The following is a 14,179-nucleotide window of genomic DNA, read 5'->3' as shown; positions in this document are numbered from 1 at the left end:
CAGATTCGGTGCGGCGGCGGTCTCCGTAGCGTCATTCCTGTAGCGCAGAAACCGATTACAGGAGTTCGCATCATGGCTGACAACACGCTCGCCGCGCCCGCCGCCCGGCCGAATGTGCTCCGCATGCTGGCCCCCACCCTCCGCGACATCGCGGTGCCGCTCGCCGCCTACTACGCCCTGCACGCCGCCGGGTACTCCGACTTCATCGCCCTGCTGGCGGGAGCGCTGTTCTCCGGCGCCGTGGTCCTGGTCGGCGTGATCCGGGCCCGCAAGATCGACGCCCTGGCCGCGCTCATCCTCGTGGGCTTCGCCTTCGGCATCGGATCCTCGGTGATCAGCGGCGATGCCCGGATGATCATCGTCCGCGACTCGGTCACCACCGCCGCGATCGGCCTGGCCTTCCTGATCAGCGCCCTGCTCGGCAAGCCCCTCACCTACGTCGCCGCCCGCAAGGGCCTCGCCGGAGCCCCCGAGCGACTGGCCCAGCTGGACCACAAGTTCCGCACCAACCCCGTGGTCCGTCGCCTGCTGAACCGGATCGCCGTCATGTGGGGTGTCGGCCTGATGGGCGAATCGGCCCTGCGGGTGGTGCTCGTCTACCGCCTGCCCATCCACACCATGACCTGGCTGTCGAGCGTCCTGATGATCGGCGTCACCGCCGTCATGGCCATCATCACCGTGCGAACGGTCAAGCGCGTCAAGCGAATCGAGCCGACCGCCGAACCGGTCTACGCTGCGATGCATGAGTGAGGGATCGGTTCCGGAACGCACGCTCGCGGGAACCGCTCGGGTGGAAGCTTTCAGCGACGGGGTGATGGCGATTGCCATCACCCTGTTGATTTTGGAGATCCGGGTGCCCGAGCACGAGCCGGGGCGCTTGCTGCAGGCGCTCGGGCACATCTGGCCGTCGTATGTGGCGTATCTGGCGTCGTTCATGACGATCGGGGTGGTGTGGATGAACCACCACACCTTCTTCGGGCGGTTACGGCGGATCGACCATGTGTTGCGCTGGTGGAATCTGCTTCTGCTGCTGGGGATTTCGCTGGTGCCGTTCCCGACCATGGTGGTGGCCGAGAACGTCGTGCACGGGACGCATCGGGACGCGGTGGTGGCGGTGGCGCTGTACGGGATCGTCGGGGTGCTGATGACCGTGCCGTGGGCGCCCATGTGGTGGCGGCTGGCGAAGCGGCCGGAGATGCTGAAGTCCGGGTTGGGGGCGGATTACGCGCGGCGGGAGAGCTGGCGGGCCTGGCCGGGAATTCTGGTCTACGCGGCCTGCATCGGGGTCGGATTCCTCTCGCCGATCGCGGCGTTGGTGCTGTATCTGCTGGTCGCGACGTTCTACGGGCTGAGCAACAAGGGGTGGACCGCGCCGTCGGAAGCCGATCCGGACGACGAGTAGCCCTTGCCAAATTAAGCGATTGTGATTAACTGCCGAAGTGGACAGCACGAGCGTGGCCGATGGGCCCGTCACCCAGATCGCGTGGGTGGTCGAGGACATCGAGGCCGGGGAACGGTTCCTGACGACGACCATGGGCGTGAAGGGCTGGATGCGGATGCCCGACGTCCACTTCGGGCCCGAGAAATGCGTGTATCGCGGCGAGCCCGCCGACTTCACCGCGCACATCTCGCTCGGGTACAGCGGGGATATGCAGCTCGAACTCATCCAGCCGGTGAACGGGCGCTCCATCTACACCGAATTCCTCGAACGCGGGGGAGCGGGGCTGCACCACGTCTGCCTGGAGCCCCAGGACTTCGACGCCGCGCTGAAAGACGCCGAGGCCCGGGGGATTCCGGTGGTACAACAAGGCGATATGGGCGGGCAGATGCGGTTCGCCTACCTCGACGGCGCGGACTCGGGCGTGCCGTACATCGAACTCGCGGAGATCGGGCCGAATATGCGGGCGTTCTTCGAGCAGATCAAGAAGGGTGCGCAGTGAGCACGCAGATTCCGGAAACCGTCGCGGCGGAGTCCGTTACCGAATGGTCCGACGAGGTCGACGTGGTGGTCGCCGGATTCGGCATCGCGGGTGGGTGCGCGGCGGTCGAGGCGGCCGCGCGCGGGGCCCGCGTGCTGGTGCTGGAACGCGCCGGGGTCGCGGGCGGGACCACGGCGCTCGCCGGCGGGCACTTCTACCTGGGCGGCGGCACCGCCGTGCAGCGGGCGACCGGGCACGAGGACTCGGTCGAGGAAATGTACAAGTACCTGCTGTCGGTGGCGCGGGATCCGGAACCGGAGAAGATCCGCGCCTACTGCGAAGGCAGCGTCGAGCACTTCGACTGGCTGGAGAGCCTCGGATTCGAGTTCGAGCGCAGCTACTACCCGGAGAAGGCGGTCATCCAGCCCGGTACGCAGGGGCTGATGTACACCGGCAACGAAAAGGTATGGCCCTACCGGGAACAGGCCGTGCCCGCGCCCCGGGGGCACAAGGTTCCGGTGCCCGGCGACACCCAGGGCGCGGCCATGATCATCGACCTGCTGGTGAAGCGGGCCGCCACGCTCGAGGTCGAGGTGCGTTACGAGACCGGCGTGACCAACCTGATCACCGACGCGGACGGCGCGGTGGTCGGGGTGGAGTGGAAGAGCCTCGGCAAAACCGGTGCGGTGAAAGCGAAGTCGGTGGTGCTGGCCGCCGGTGGCTTCGTCATGAACACCGGCATGGTGGCCGAGCACGTGCCGTGGCTGACCGAGAAGCCGTTCGTGCTCGGGACGCCGTTCGACGACGGGCTGGGCATCCGGCTCGGAGTGTCGGCGGGCGGCGTGACCCGCATGATGGACCAGGCGTTCGTCACCGCGCCGGTGTATCCGCCGTCGAAGCTGCTGACCGGAATCGTGGTGAACCACAAGGGCGAACGGTTCGTCGCCGAGGACTCCTACCACGCGCGCACCTCCGCGTACGTGCTCGATCAGCCCGGCGCGGTCGCCTACCTGATCGTCGACTCCGAGCACATGGAACGGCCCATGTTCCCGCTCGCGCCGTTCATCGACGGCTGGGAGACCGTGGACGAGATGGCCGCCGCGCTCGGAATCCCCGCCGAGACACTGCGATCCACGCTCGACCGGTACAACGAGAACGCGGCCCGCGGCGAGGACCCGGACTTCCACAAGGCCGCCGAATGGCTGCAACCGCAGGACCAGGGGCCGTGGGCGGCCTTCGACCTGACCCTCGGCAAGGCGCTCTACGCGGGCTTCACCCTCGGCGGGCTGCGCACCTCGGTCGACTCGGAGGTGCTGCGGGACAACGGATCACCCATCCCCGGCCTGTACGCGGCGGGCGCGACCGCCTCCACCCTGGCCCAGGACGGCAAGGGCTACTCCAGCGGCACCCAGCTCGGCGCGGGCTCGTTCTTCGGCCGCCGCGCCGGACGTCACGCCGCCAGCCGCTCCAACTGACGGATCAGCTCCGAGGCGGTCACGGCGTCGAGCGCATCGAACGTGCCGCCCCGGAGCTCCACCGAGAGCACCCGCTGCAGCTCGGGCTCGTCGCGGAAACCGCCTTCGAGCCCGGGATCCAGCGTGACGATCACCTCCCGGACCGGTCCGAACCGGCGGGTGAGGACCTCCCGCGACACCTGCCAGCCCAGCTGTTGCAGACCGAACACCCGATCCGTGCGAATCGACCGATCGCTGAAGCGGGACAGGCGATTCGACTCCGCGTCCTCCGTCGTGAGCAGGTTGATCGGCCGTTCCAGCTGCTCGAACGGCTGCCGTAACCGATTGTCGTCGAACAGGTCCCGCCAGGCCGCGAGCGTCGCACCGAGCTGGATCGGGTGAGCCACGCCCACCAACGCTTGATCCGCCAGTTCGACCGGCTCGCCCTCGACGGTGCGCGGCACGCGGTCCTCGTCCACCCGGAACGCCCCCGTCACCTCGCCGCGGGCATCGAAGACCGCCCACACCAGCAGCCGCGCGGCCGGCCCGAGCGCGGGATCCTCGAGCACCAAGCGCCGATGCGCGGCGGGCCGCCACCGCCTGCCGTCCACCATGGCCGCCTCGAGCCGCCGAATCTGGTCGGTCGTCACCGACTTCGGCTCCAGCGCGACCCGTGCCGCTCCCTCGGACGCGCTCCCCAGACGTTCCCGCACCCGGACGCGCAGCGCCTCGGCGGCGGGCTCGACTTCTTCCCCGGGCTCGGTCACCCGCAGCCAGGCCGTCATCCGTCCCGCACGCGGATCGGGTTCCTCGACCCGCACCCCGCATCGGGCCTCCGCGACCTCGGTCGCGAACGCGTGCCCGAATTCGACCATCCAGCTGTCGACGAACCGATCGATGAACTCCTGCTCCCGCCGCACCCCCGTGCGATAGGCGACCGCCGCGTACTGCGCGATGGCGAACGCCACCGCCGCCCCCGCCGCCGTCCCCGCCCGCTCCGGCGCCGCCACGTATCCGGCTGCGGCATCGGCGAGTTGATCCAGCCCATCCACCCGCGCGGCCGTCAGCACCGTCTCCACCGCCCGCCGATGCCGCCGCAACAGTTTGCGCACAGCCTCGGTCGCGTGCGGATCGGCCCAGTGCCGCTCCTCGTCGGTCATGCCGGAGATCTTGCCGCCCGACACCGACAGATCCCCGTGCCCCGCGGCGCGAACTTCCGCGCCCGCGGTGTGATCGTTAGTCCGCGTCGCGGGCGATGAGGGCGACCGTCATGGGGACCAGAACCTCCACCAGGGACCGGACGGGCGGGCGGGGGTCCGACAGCAGCCATTCGTGGGCGAGGCCGTTGATCGCGCCGATGAGGGCGCTGGTGGCGAGTTCGGGGGTGCCGCGGAGGGAGGCGGAGTCCCCGGCCAGGGGCTGCACGGCCAGGCGCAGGGTGTCGCCCCACAGGTGGCGGCGGGCGCGGCGGTGCTGTTCCATGCGTTCGCTGACGCCGACGACCTCGACGAAGGCCACCTTGGCGCGGAACGGGTCGGCGCCGATGGAGTCGAGGAAGGCCGACAGGGCCTGGGTCACGGTCTCGGTCGGGTCCGGGTCGGGGCCCATGGCGCTCAACGCGGTGGCGAGGGCGGCCGCCGACTGGTCCTGGATCTGGTCGTAGGCCGCGACCAGTACGTCCTCACGGGTCTGGAATTCCTCGTAGAACTGCCGTTTGGACAGTCCGGCCGCGGCGCACACATCGGCCAGCGAACAGTTGGCGTAGCCGCGCTCGCCGAAGATTCGGATGGCCGCGTCGAGGAAACGCTGCCGGCGCTCGGCTTTTCGTTCGGTCACGGCGCGTCCGCCGTACTGCCTGCCTTCGATCGTCACTGTCGTTTCTCGATCGTCACGCCTGAAAGGTTACGGGTGCGGAGGCCACCGATTTCGGGGGCGGCGGCGCGGTGCCGAGTTCGGTGAACCGCGCGTCAGCGTCGCGGACGCAAATATTTCAGCGTCGCGGACGCAAACCGTTCAGCATGTGGGTGACCATCTCGTCGAAGAGTCCGTCCGCCTCCGCGGCGTCGACCAGCCCCGACCCGAGGATCGAGGCCAGCCCCTGCAGCGCCGCCACCGCCGACAGGCAGATGCGCCGCGGCTCGCCCGGCACCACCTCCCCGAGCGCCTGCGCGTCGGTGACCATCTCGATCGGCACGGTGAACGCGCGTTCCGCGGCCTTCCCGATGGCCGGGGTCGGGCTGTTCTTGCGGGCGAACATGAGCGCCAGCAGTTCCGGATTGTCGATGGCGAACCGCAGATAGGCGTGGGCCATGGCGCGCAGGCGTTCCAGGAAGGTGCCCGCGGCCGCCGCCTTCTCGAATTCCGCGCCGAGCCGCTCGAATCCGGCGACCGTCAGCGCGTCCAGCAGCGCCTGCTTGTCGCGGAAGTGCCGGGCGGGCGCGGCGTGGCTGACCCCGGTGTCGCGGGCCAGCTGCCGCAGCGACAGGCGTTCGATCCCGCCGCCGCGCAGGGTCTCCTCGGCGCGGCGGAGGAGTTCGGCGCGCAGGTCCCCGTGGTGGTAGGAACGGGCGCGCTCGACCACCTCCCGGGCCTTGCGCTTGGTGATGCTCATGGTGAGAGCAGGATATCGGACACACTCGGGGATGTTGGCGTTGACTACTTTGTTGTCGCTGCCTACATTCGTGCCCATGGCTAATGAGAACCCGGTCCAGCGCGCCGTGCCGCTGCGCGGCTGGATCGGCCCGATGGTGGTGCTCGGCCTGCTCGCGGCCCTGATCGGCACCATGTACCTCGGCTACACCTCCGACCCGGAGAAGAACCTGCACGACTTCCCGGTCGCCCTGGTCAATCAGGACGTGGGCGACGTGATGGACAGCCGCACCGTCAATATCGGCGACCAGATCGCCGCCGCGCTCACCGAGCGCATCCCCGCCGACAAGATCGACCTGCGCGTGGTCGGCATCGGCGAGGCCCGCCAGCAGCTGAGCAACGGCCAGGTCTACGGCGCCATCATCATTCCCGGCGACTTCACCAAGCGGTTGTCGATCCTCGCCGCGGCCTCGGTGGTGCCCGGCGACGTGGAACGGCCGGTCATCACCGTGCAGACCAATCCGCGCGCGGGCACCTACGCCTCCTCGATCACCCAGCGCATCGCCGATCGGGCCATGGCACAGGTCAATTCGACGGTCGGCGCGCAGCTCACCGACCAGGTGAAGGCCAAGCTCGCGCCGCAGCCGGGCGCGCCCGCCACCGAATTGTCCGGCGCGGCACGGTTGCAGCTGGCCCAGCCCATCGACGTGGTCACCAGCCCGTACCGGCCGCTCCCGGCGGGCACCGGGCAGGGCCTGTCCGCGTTCTTCTACACCCTGGTCCTGCTGTTCGCGGGCTTCAGCGGCGCGATGATCATCCACTCCATGATCGACAATGTGCTCGGTTACGTCCCGGCCGAATACGGCCCGTGGTTCCGCGCCCCCGAGCCCGCCGCGATCAGCCGCTGGCGCACGCTGCTGGTGAAGTGGGCCATCGCCGCGATCACCGCGCCGTTCCTCTCCGGCATGTTCATGGGCATCGCGCGGATATTCGGCATGCCCATCGACCAACCGCTGCCGCTGTTCCTCTACGGCACGCTGGCCATCATCGCGGTGTCGGTCACCGGGCTGTCGGTGCTGGCCGCCTTCGGCACCGCGGGCCTGCTGATCAATATGATCGTGTTCGTGGTGCTGGGCCTGCCCTCGTCCTCGGGCTCGATTCCGGTGGAAGCGATTCCGCGCTGGATCGCCTCCCTGTCGAGCTTCGAGCCGATGCACCAGATCTATCTGTCGGTGCGCGCCATCCTGTTCTTCGACGGCCACCTCGAGGCCGGACTCGGCACCGGCATCTGGATGACGCTGTTCGGGCTGGCCTTCGGGCTGGTGCTCGGCGCGGTCGCCACGCACCTGTACGACCTACGCGGCCTGTACCGGCTCGGCGTGCCGCACCGGCCGGTCGCGGTCGCCGTTAGCGCTGACCCACAGTGACTTTCGGCCCTGTTCGTTGTCGAGCTGTGACGGAGATACTGGCCTCGGGCACCGAATAACTCATCGCCGAGCGATGATTGTGGGGCGGTTCGATGGTGATGGCTTCGTCGCAGTTCGATCAGCTGACAGGACAGTTCCTGCGCGCTGTGCGCGACGCGGGCGGCGGATTGAACGCGGTGTGCGCCGCGTGCGTCCGGGTGCTACCGGTGCGCCGCGCCGCCATCGTGCTCGAGGAACGCGACGCGGGCATGCAACCCTGGTGCGCCAGTGACGAATTCGCCGAACGGGTGGAGCGGGCGCAGGCGACGGCGGGGGAGGGCCCGGCGGTCACGGCGGTGGCCGACGGGGTGCCGGTGGTGGTCACCGATCTGAGCGCCGACTGCGAGCACTGGCCCGGCTTCGCCGAAGCCCTCTCCGGTACCCCGGTATCGGGCTCGCTGTTCGCGGTGCCCTTGCGGCTGGGCGCGATTCGGCTCGGCGCGGTCGACCTGTATCGCGAATCCGTCGGGCCTCCCGGGCCGCGGCTGCTGTCGGCGGCGCTGCACATCGCCGATCTGGTGACCGCCAGCCTGGTGCTGGCCACCGGCGACGACGCCCAGCAGTGGGCACAGCCGTTGTCCAGCCGATGGATTCACCAGGCGGCCGGCATGACCAGCGCACAACTCGGCATCGAGATCCCCGACGCCTACGCCCGCCTGCGCGGATACGCCTTCACCCATGGACTTTCGCTGGTGGAGGTGGCACGGCGGGTGGTGGAGCGCAACATTCGGATCGAGGCCGAATGAGCGCAACTGTTCCGCGACACCCCGCCCGGCAAATACCATGGGCTGACGGCAAGAGCGGCACAGGAATACTTTCGTGGCGGGCGCCCGGCGTTCGCTGATGCGGGGTGAATGCGGTGTCCGACAGTGAGTTGCTGGTGACGGTGCTGGCCAGATTCGCGCGGCTGCTGCCGGCGGCGAGCGAACTGCCCCAGATTCTGGACGAGTTGATGCGCAGCGCCATCGATGTGCTGGAACCGGGCGGGGTGACGGTGGCGCTGTCCGCCCCACTACGAGGCGACCGGTCCGAACGCTTCACCGGTATCCCCGAGGACCTCCTGGACCTCGAGGTCTGCCAGCGCGACCACGACCGCGGACCCGGCGTCGTCGCGCACGCCTGCGGAGCGCCGGTGACCGTCACCGACATCGGCAGCTACGGCGACCTGTGGCCGGAGTACACGACCCTGGCCGGGCAGCACCGGATCGCCTCGGTCGCCGCCGTCCCCATGCGTCTGGACGCCGCCGAAGCCGGTGTGCTGAGCCTGTATTCGCGCGAGGCCCGGCACTGGACCGGCCAGGACCTGTCGGTGGCGACGCTGCTGGCGGGCATGGCCGCCGGGCACATCGTCACCGCGAATCTGGTGCGCCGCCACCAGCGGGTGACCGAGCAGCTCCAGCACGCGCTGACCACCCGCATCGTGGTGGAACAGGCCAAGGGCGTGCTCGCCCACGCCCACCACACCACCCCCGACGCGGCGTTCGAGTTGATCCGCGCGCACGCCCGCCGCAATCGGGTGACGGTGCACGCGGTCGCGCACGGCATCGTCGCACTGGGGCTGCGGATCTGATCCGCTCCCGGTTCGGCCGGGTTTGCCGGGATGACGTCCGGTTGATCGGATCGGTGCGGGAATCGGCCCCCGGGGCGTAGCCTGGATTCTTGGCGGAACCGAAAGCCCCTGTCCCCGGCCGGTTTCCGCATTGGCCGTCCCAGTCCTCGACGGCTCGTTTCGACATATCCGTATCCGGACACCGTCGATCCGCTCGCTTCGTCGACCTGGGGGCAATCGTGAATTCGTCACGTGCACCACATCGTTCCGCTGCCCACCCGGCAGTCCGTCCGTCATCGGCCCACCCCGTCCGACCCTCGACCGTCCCTGCCCGCCGCACCCGGCGCGGCAGCGAGTTCGACAGCCTCGTCCGCCGCATCGCCGAGCACGACCGCGCCGCCTACGAGGAGCTCTACCGCCGCACCCGCGGCCTCATCTACTCCCGCGTCCTGAACATCCTGTACGACACCGGATATGCCGAGGAAACCTGTCACGAGGTCTACCTCCAGGTCTGGCGCAGCGCCCCGAACTTCGACCCGGCCCGCGGCAATGCGCTGACCTGGCTCACCACCCTGGCACACCATCAGGCGGTGGACCGGGTCCGGCGCGAGCGCAGCGCGGCCGGGCACGAACACCGCTGGGGCGTCGGCGATTACCGCCCCGCCATCGATGTGGTGGCCGAGGAGATCCTGCGCCGCCAGGAGCAGCGCGCAATCCGCCACGGCCTGTCCACCCTCACCCCCAATCAGCGTGAGTCGGTGGTGCTGGCGTTCTACGGCGGGCTCACCTACCCGCAGGTCGCGGACCGGCTGGGGATCGGCCTGCCCGCCGTGAAGGCCCGCATCCGCTCCGGCCTCGCGCAACTGAAAGTCGCACTGGCGTAACCGCATACAGCCCGGGGGAAGGGGGTCAGTGCGCGGCGGTCGCCTTGAAGCCGCGCGGAACCAGGATCACGGTGAGCACCGCGACCGCGCCCACCAGCCCCGTGGAGATCCAGGAGGTGGTGGTGAGCGCCGCGTCGTAGGCGTGCTGGGCGATGCGCAGCACCTCGTCGCCGGCGGGTCCCCCGATCCGCTCGGCGACGTGGGCCGCGCCGCCCACCGAGCCCTGCGCCTCGGTCAGATCGTCGCCGTGCAGCGGCAATCCGGTCATGTGGCCGGTGAACAAACGGCCGTGGATGCTGCCCAGCAGCGCCACGCCCAGACCGATGCCCAACTCGTAGTTGGTCTCCTCGACCGCGCCCGCCTGCCCGGCGCGCTCGGCGGGCACCGAGGCCACCAGAACCGCTGCGGCCGTGGTGATCGCGATGCCGTCACCGATGCCCAGGCACAGCAGGACCAGGGCGACGATCGGGTAGGTGGTGTCGGGAATCGCGGCCAGCACCGCGAAACCCGCTGCCAGCGCGCCCAACCCGAAACCCATCAGCGCGCGCACGCCCACGCGCCGCATGAGCCAGGGGGTGGCCAGCGAACCGAACAGGGTGGCCAGCGCCGCGGGCAGGGTGCGCATACCGGCTTCCGACGGCGAGTAGCCGTGAATGTATTGCAGCCACAAGGAGATCAGGAACAGGGCCGCGCCGATCGCCAGCATGGCGAGCAGGGTGGCGAGCGCCGCGGCGGTGAAGGCGCGATTGCGGAACAACCGCACATCCAGCAGCGGGTCGGGCGACTTCGACTGCCGGTAGGCGAACAGCCCCAGCAGGAGCACCGACGACACCATGATGATCAGATCGACCGGGGCCGGATTGCCCCGGGCCACATGCTTGATGCCCCACGCCAGCGCCACGATGCCCAGCACCGACAGCACCGCGCCGGCCCAGTCCAGGCGGCCCTGCTGCGGGGCCCGGTACTCCGGCAGCAGCCACAGTCCCGCGGCCACGGTGAGGATCACCACGGGCACATTGAGCCAGAAGGCGGCCGACCAGCCGAACGCTTCCACCAGATGGCCGCCGACCAGCGGGCCGATGGCCGCGCCGCCACCGGCCACCGAGGCCCAGATGCCGATGGCCATGGTGCGTTCGTGGTCATCGGTGAAGATATTGCGGATCAGCGAGAGCGTGGACGGCATCACCATGGCCCCGCCGACGCCGAGCAGCGCGCGGCCCGCGATGAGCTGGGCGGGGGAGTGCGCGGTCGCCGCGATCACCGAGGCGACGCCGAAGAGCAGGAAGCCGAGCAGGAACAGCAGTCTCCGGCCGTACCGGTCGCCGATCGCGCCGCAGGTGATCAGCAGACCGCCCAGCACCAGGCCGTAGAGGTCGACGATCCACAGCTGCTCCATGGGCGTGGGCGCCATGTGATCGATGAGCGAGGGCAGCGCCACATTGAGGATGGTCGCGTCCATCGCCACCAGCAGCAGGCTCGCGCAGAGCACGGCGAGCATGGCCCACCGGCTCGCCGGTGCGGGCCGCACCGGGTCCGCCAGATCCCTCGCCTGTTCCCGGGGTGGAATGCGGCCCACGGTTCCCGCCTCCTCGACTAGACCTCTGTCTGGTTGTTGGCAACAACCTGGCTAAGCCTAGTTGAGGCGCCGAGTGGAACCCTGGCTCGACCGTGGGAACTACCGGCCGGCGTTCTGCTTGGCGAGCAGGTCGCGGATCTCGGTGAGCAGCTCCAGCTCGGTCGCCACCTTCTCCTCCTCGGCCTTCGTGAAACGGCTCTTGAGGGTGTTCATCGGCAGGATGAGCACGAAGTAGAGCACCGCCGCGACGCACAGGAAGTTGATGCCCGCGCTGATGATCGGCCCGAGGGCGACGAAGGTGGACGGCTTGTCGGCCAGCAGCTGGAAGCCCAGACCGAACTCCCTGTTGCCGCCGAGGGTGGCGAGCAGCGGCTCGATCACGCCCTTGGTCACCGAGGTGACGATGGCGGTGAAGGCGGTGCCCATGACCACGGCGACCGCGAGGTCGATGACATTGCCCCTCATCAGGAAGTCTTTGAAGCCTTTGAGCATGATGCGCGCAGTTCCAATCCGAGACGTTTTCGTTATGTTCCGGATGGGAGTTTAAATGCTGGTCGGGGCCTCGTGTGCACACGGCGCACCCCCCTTGACGCGCATCACTCCGATTCGCCGGAAGGGTGCTGGCACACAGTCGGCAAATCGGAGGGTCCGAATCAGCTCCCGCGACCCGGCGTCGAGCTCGCGTGATCGGCCCGGAAGGTCTTCACCAGCGCCACGCACATGGCCAGCAACACCACGCTGAACGGCAACGCGATCAGGATCGCCACCGTCTGCAAGGTGGTCAGCGCGGCCGTGCCGGTGCCGCTGGCCACCAGCAGCGCCGCCGCCACCGCGCCCTGCGCGGTGGTCCAGAAGGCGCGACTCCAGGTCGGGGGCTCCGGATTGCCGCCCGAGGACAGCATGTTCACCACCAGCGCCCCCGAATCCGCCGAGGTGACGAAGAACAGCACGATCACCAGGATCGCCAGCCCAGCGGTGATCGATCCGCCGGGCAGGGTGTTCAGCAGCTCGAACAGCGCGCTGTCGCGATCGGGCCCGTCCGGCCCGACCAGCCCGCCGCCGCCGAACATCTCGCGGTGCAGGCCCGCCCCGCCGAACACCGCGAACCACACGAAGGTCAGCAGCGTCGGCACCAGCAGCACCCCGGCCACGAACTCCCGCACCGTGCGCCCGCGCGAGATGCGCGCGATGAACACGCCCACGAACGGGGCCCAGGAAATCCACCAGCCCCAATAGAAGACGGTCCACTGCCGGGTCCAGGCCGTCCCGGTGGGGCCTTCGGTCGCACCGGTGTACATGCTGATCCGCGGCAGCGACTGCAGATACTGGCCCAGGTTCTGCACCAAAGCGTCGACGATGAACAGCGTCGGCCCGACGATCAGCACGAACAGCATCAGCGCGCCCGCCACGCCCATATTGAGCTGGGACAGCAGCTTGATGCCCTTGTCCACGCCGGTCACCACCGACACCGTGGCCAGCGCGGTGACCGCCACGACCAGCGTCACCTGCAGGCCCTTGCCCGGTTCGTGCAGCCAGCCCTGATGATTCAGCCCGGCCGAGATCTGCAGCACGCCCAGCCCCAGTGAGGTCGCCACACCGAAGACGGTGCCGATCACCGCCACCACGTCGATGACATCCCCGCGCCAGCCCCGGACCTTGTCGCCCGCGATCGATTCCAGCGACCAGCGGATCGACACCGGCCGGCCCTTGCGGTGGATCGAGTACGCGATGGCCAGCCCGACCACCACGTAGATGGCCCACGGGTGGATGCCCCAGTGCAGGAACGTCTGCACCATGGCCGAATCCGCGCGCTGCGCCGGGGTGGACCCGACCCCGGGGCGCGGGTCCTCGTAGTGGAACAACGGTTCGGCCACGCCCCAGAACACCAGGCCGATCCCCATGCCCGCCGCGAACAGCATGGAAAGCCAAGCGCCGATGGAGTATTCGGCCTTCTCGCCGTCCTCACCCAGGGTGATGTCGCCGAACCGGCCCAGTCCCAGCCAGATCGCGAACACCACGAACAGGCTCACGATCAGGATGTAGTACCAGCCGAAGCCGCCGATCACATTGTCCTGCAGCGTTTTCGCCTGCCGGGCCGCGGTGTCACGGAAGACGATGGCGTACACGGTGAATGCGGTCACCACGATCGCGGAGGGCCAGAACACCCGGGGAGCCACCGCCACTCGATGATGGGCCGGAACCGTCTCGGTCGAGGTATGGCGGGTTGTGCTCACCTGGGGTGCCCCCTGCGGTCGTCGTCTGCTGCGATCTACCTGCCGAACACATGCGAACACCCCCGGTTCCGGGCCGTGTGGCCCGGAACCGAGGGTGACTGAACTACTTTCCGGCCCTGTTCTTCAGCGCGGTGACGATCTCGTTGACCGCGGCCAGCACGTCCTGTGCGGCGTGGTCGAGGTTGGCCCGCACCTGTTCGAGGGTGGCCTGGAAGTCCTCGGGGGTGATCTTGTCGGCGAAGGACTTCGCCATATCGGCGAGGTCGGCGGCCGCGGTCTGAGCTCGATCGGCCAGTTCGGCGGCGGCGCCGCTGGCCCGTTCGGCCAGCTGCCCGGTCGCCGCCCCGGCCCGCTCGCGCAGGTCGGCGGCGGTGACCCCGAGATCGGTGGTCAGGTCGTCGGCGGTGGTGCGCAGGTCGTCTGCCAGGCGTTCGGTCGCGTCCTCGAACTTCGACACGCCGTCGCCGAGATCGTCGTTGGTCGGCATGATCGGACCCCTACTTCGATC

Annotated in this window: 15 protein-coding genes; 8 read left to right on the top strand and 7 right to left on the bottom strand. The window is 69.3% G+C overall.

The genetic code is table 11. The features are described from left to right. The first annotated feature begins 72 nt into the window (after positions 1–72). From ACQP06_RS27455 to ACQP06_RS27440, 4 genes are read left to right on the top strand one after another with little or no spacing between them, the layout of a single operon-like run. The gene (locus tag ACQP06_RS27455; protein WP_433667359.1) at positions 73–750 is read left to right on the top strand and encodes a VC0807 family protein; all 678 of its coding nucleotides are present in this window, start codon (positions 73–75) and stop codon (positions 748–750) included. After that, complete coding sequence (locus ACQP06_RS27450; protein WP_357278928.1) at positions 743–1,402, top strand: TMEM175 family protein; 660 nt, start codon at positions 743–745, stop codon at positions 1,400–1,402. The genes ACQP06_RS27455 and ACQP06_RS27450 overlap by 8 nt, the downstream gene beginning before the upstream one ends. 37 nt (positions 1,403–1,439) lie before the next feature. Beyond that, a complete protein-coding gene (locus ACQP06_RS27445; RefSeq protein WP_433667357.1) occupies positions 1,440–1,940 on the top strand; it encodes a VOC family protein in 501 nt (166 codons plus the stop codon). Next, positions 1,937–3,394, top strand: a complete 1,458-nt coding sequence (locus tag ACQP06_RS27440) for an FAD-binding protein (RefSeq protein WP_433667355.1) — start codon at positions 1,937–1,939, stop codon at positions 3,392–3,394. Before ACQP06_RS27445 ends, ACQP06_RS27440 begins: the two co-directional genes overlap by 4 nt. On the opposite strand, the gene ACQP06_RS27435 is transcribed toward ACQP06_RS27440, so the two are convergent. The 3 genes from ACQP06_RS27435 to ACQP06_RS27425 form a co-directional block, all read right to left on the bottom strand. Continuing rightward, complete coding sequence (locus tag ACQP06_RS27435; RefSeq protein ID WP_433667353.1) at positions 3,370–4,557, bottom strand: DUF4132 domain-containing protein; 1,188 nt, start codon at positions 4,555–4,557, stop codon at positions 3,370–3,372. The genes ACQP06_RS27440 and ACQP06_RS27435 overlap by 25 nt on opposite strands. Before the next feature lie 52 nt (positions 4,558–4,609). Beyond that, the gene (locus ACQP06_RS27430; protein WP_433667351.1) at positions 4,610–5,209 is read right to left on the bottom strand and encodes a TetR/AcrR family transcriptional regulator; all 600 of its coding nucleotides are present in this window, start codon (positions 5,207–5,209) and stop codon (positions 4,610–4,612) included. Between the two features lie 154 nt (positions 5,210–5,363). Beyond that, on the bottom strand, positions 5,364–5,984 hold the full coding sequence (locus ACQP06_RS27425; RefSeq protein ID WP_433667349.1) for a TetR/AcrR family transcriptional regulator: 621 nt from the start codon (positions 5,982–5,984) through the stop codon (positions 5,364–5,366). A 76-nt stretch (positions 5,985–6,060) separates the two neighbouring features. On the opposite strand from ACQP06_RS27425, the gene ACQP06_RS27420 reads away from it, so the two are divergent. From ACQP06_RS27420 to ACQP06_RS27405, 4 genes are all read left to right on the top strand, one after another. Continuing rightward, complete coding sequence (locus tag ACQP06_RS27420; RefSeq protein WP_433667347.1) at positions 6,061–7,389, top strand: DUF3533 domain-containing protein; 1,329 nt, start codon at positions 6,061–6,063, stop codon at positions 7,387–7,389. A 98-nt stretch (positions 7,390–7,487) separates the two neighbouring features. Continuing rightward, complete coding sequence (locus tag ACQP06_RS27415) at positions 7,488–8,174, top strand: GAF and ANTAR domain-containing protein (protein ID WP_433667345.1); 687 nt, start codon at positions 7,488–7,490, stop codon at positions 8,172–8,174. Between the two features lie 113 nt (positions 8,175–8,287). Beyond that, positions 8,288–8,998 carry a GAF and ANTAR domain-containing protein gene (locus ACQP06_RS27410; protein WP_433667343.1) on the top strand — a complete coding sequence of 237 codons (711 nt, stop codon included), beginning with the start codon at positions 8,288–8,290 and terminating at the stop codon, positions 8,996–8,998. A gap of 218 nt (positions 8,999–9,216) precedes the next feature. After that, complete coding sequence (locus ACQP06_RS27405; RefSeq protein ID WP_433667341.1) at positions 9,217–9,861, top strand: sigma-70 family RNA polymerase sigma factor; 645 nt, start codon at positions 9,217–9,219, stop codon at positions 9,859–9,861. Between the two features lie 25 nt (positions 9,862–9,886). On the opposite strand, the gene ACQP06_RS27400 is transcribed toward ACQP06_RS27405, so the two are convergent. From ACQP06_RS27400 to ACQP06_RS27385, 4 genes are all read right to left on the bottom strand, one after another. Continuing rightward, the gene (locus ACQP06_RS27400) at positions 9,887–11,437 is read right to left on the bottom strand and encodes an MFS transporter (RefSeq protein WP_433667340.1); all 1,551 of its coding nucleotides are present in this window, start codon (positions 11,435–11,437) and stop codon (positions 9,887–9,889) included. 99 nt (positions 11,438–11,536) lie between these two features. After that, positions 11,537–11,929: a large conductance mechanosensitive channel protein MscL gene (gene mscL, locus ACQP06_RS27395; RefSeq protein WP_433667338.1), complete on the bottom strand. Its 393-nt coding sequence runs from the start codon at positions 11,927–11,929 to the stop codon at positions 11,537–11,539. Positions 11,930–12,090: 161 nt separating this feature from the next. Then, entirely contained in the window at positions 12,091–13,671 is a 1,581-nt protein-coding gene (locus ACQP06_RS27390) for a BCCT family transporter (protein ID WP_433667336.1), read from the bottom strand. Between the two features lie 103 nt (positions 13,672–13,774). Next, the gene (locus tag ACQP06_RS27385; protein ID WP_433667335.1) at positions 13,775–14,158 is read right to left on the bottom strand and encodes a hypothetical protein; all 384 of its coding nucleotides are present in this window, start codon (positions 14,156–14,158) and stop codon (positions 13,775–13,777) included. Positions 14,159–14,179 lie beyond the last annotated feature (21 nt).

Source organism: Nocardia sp. CA-136227, assembly GCF_050955695.1.
Classification (GTDB): domain Bacteria; phylum Actinomycetota; class Actinomycetes; order Mycobacteriales; family Mycobacteriaceae; genus Nocardia.
Note: the sequence above shows the minus strand (reverse complement) of the source record. Positions and strands in the feature narration are given on the sequence as shown.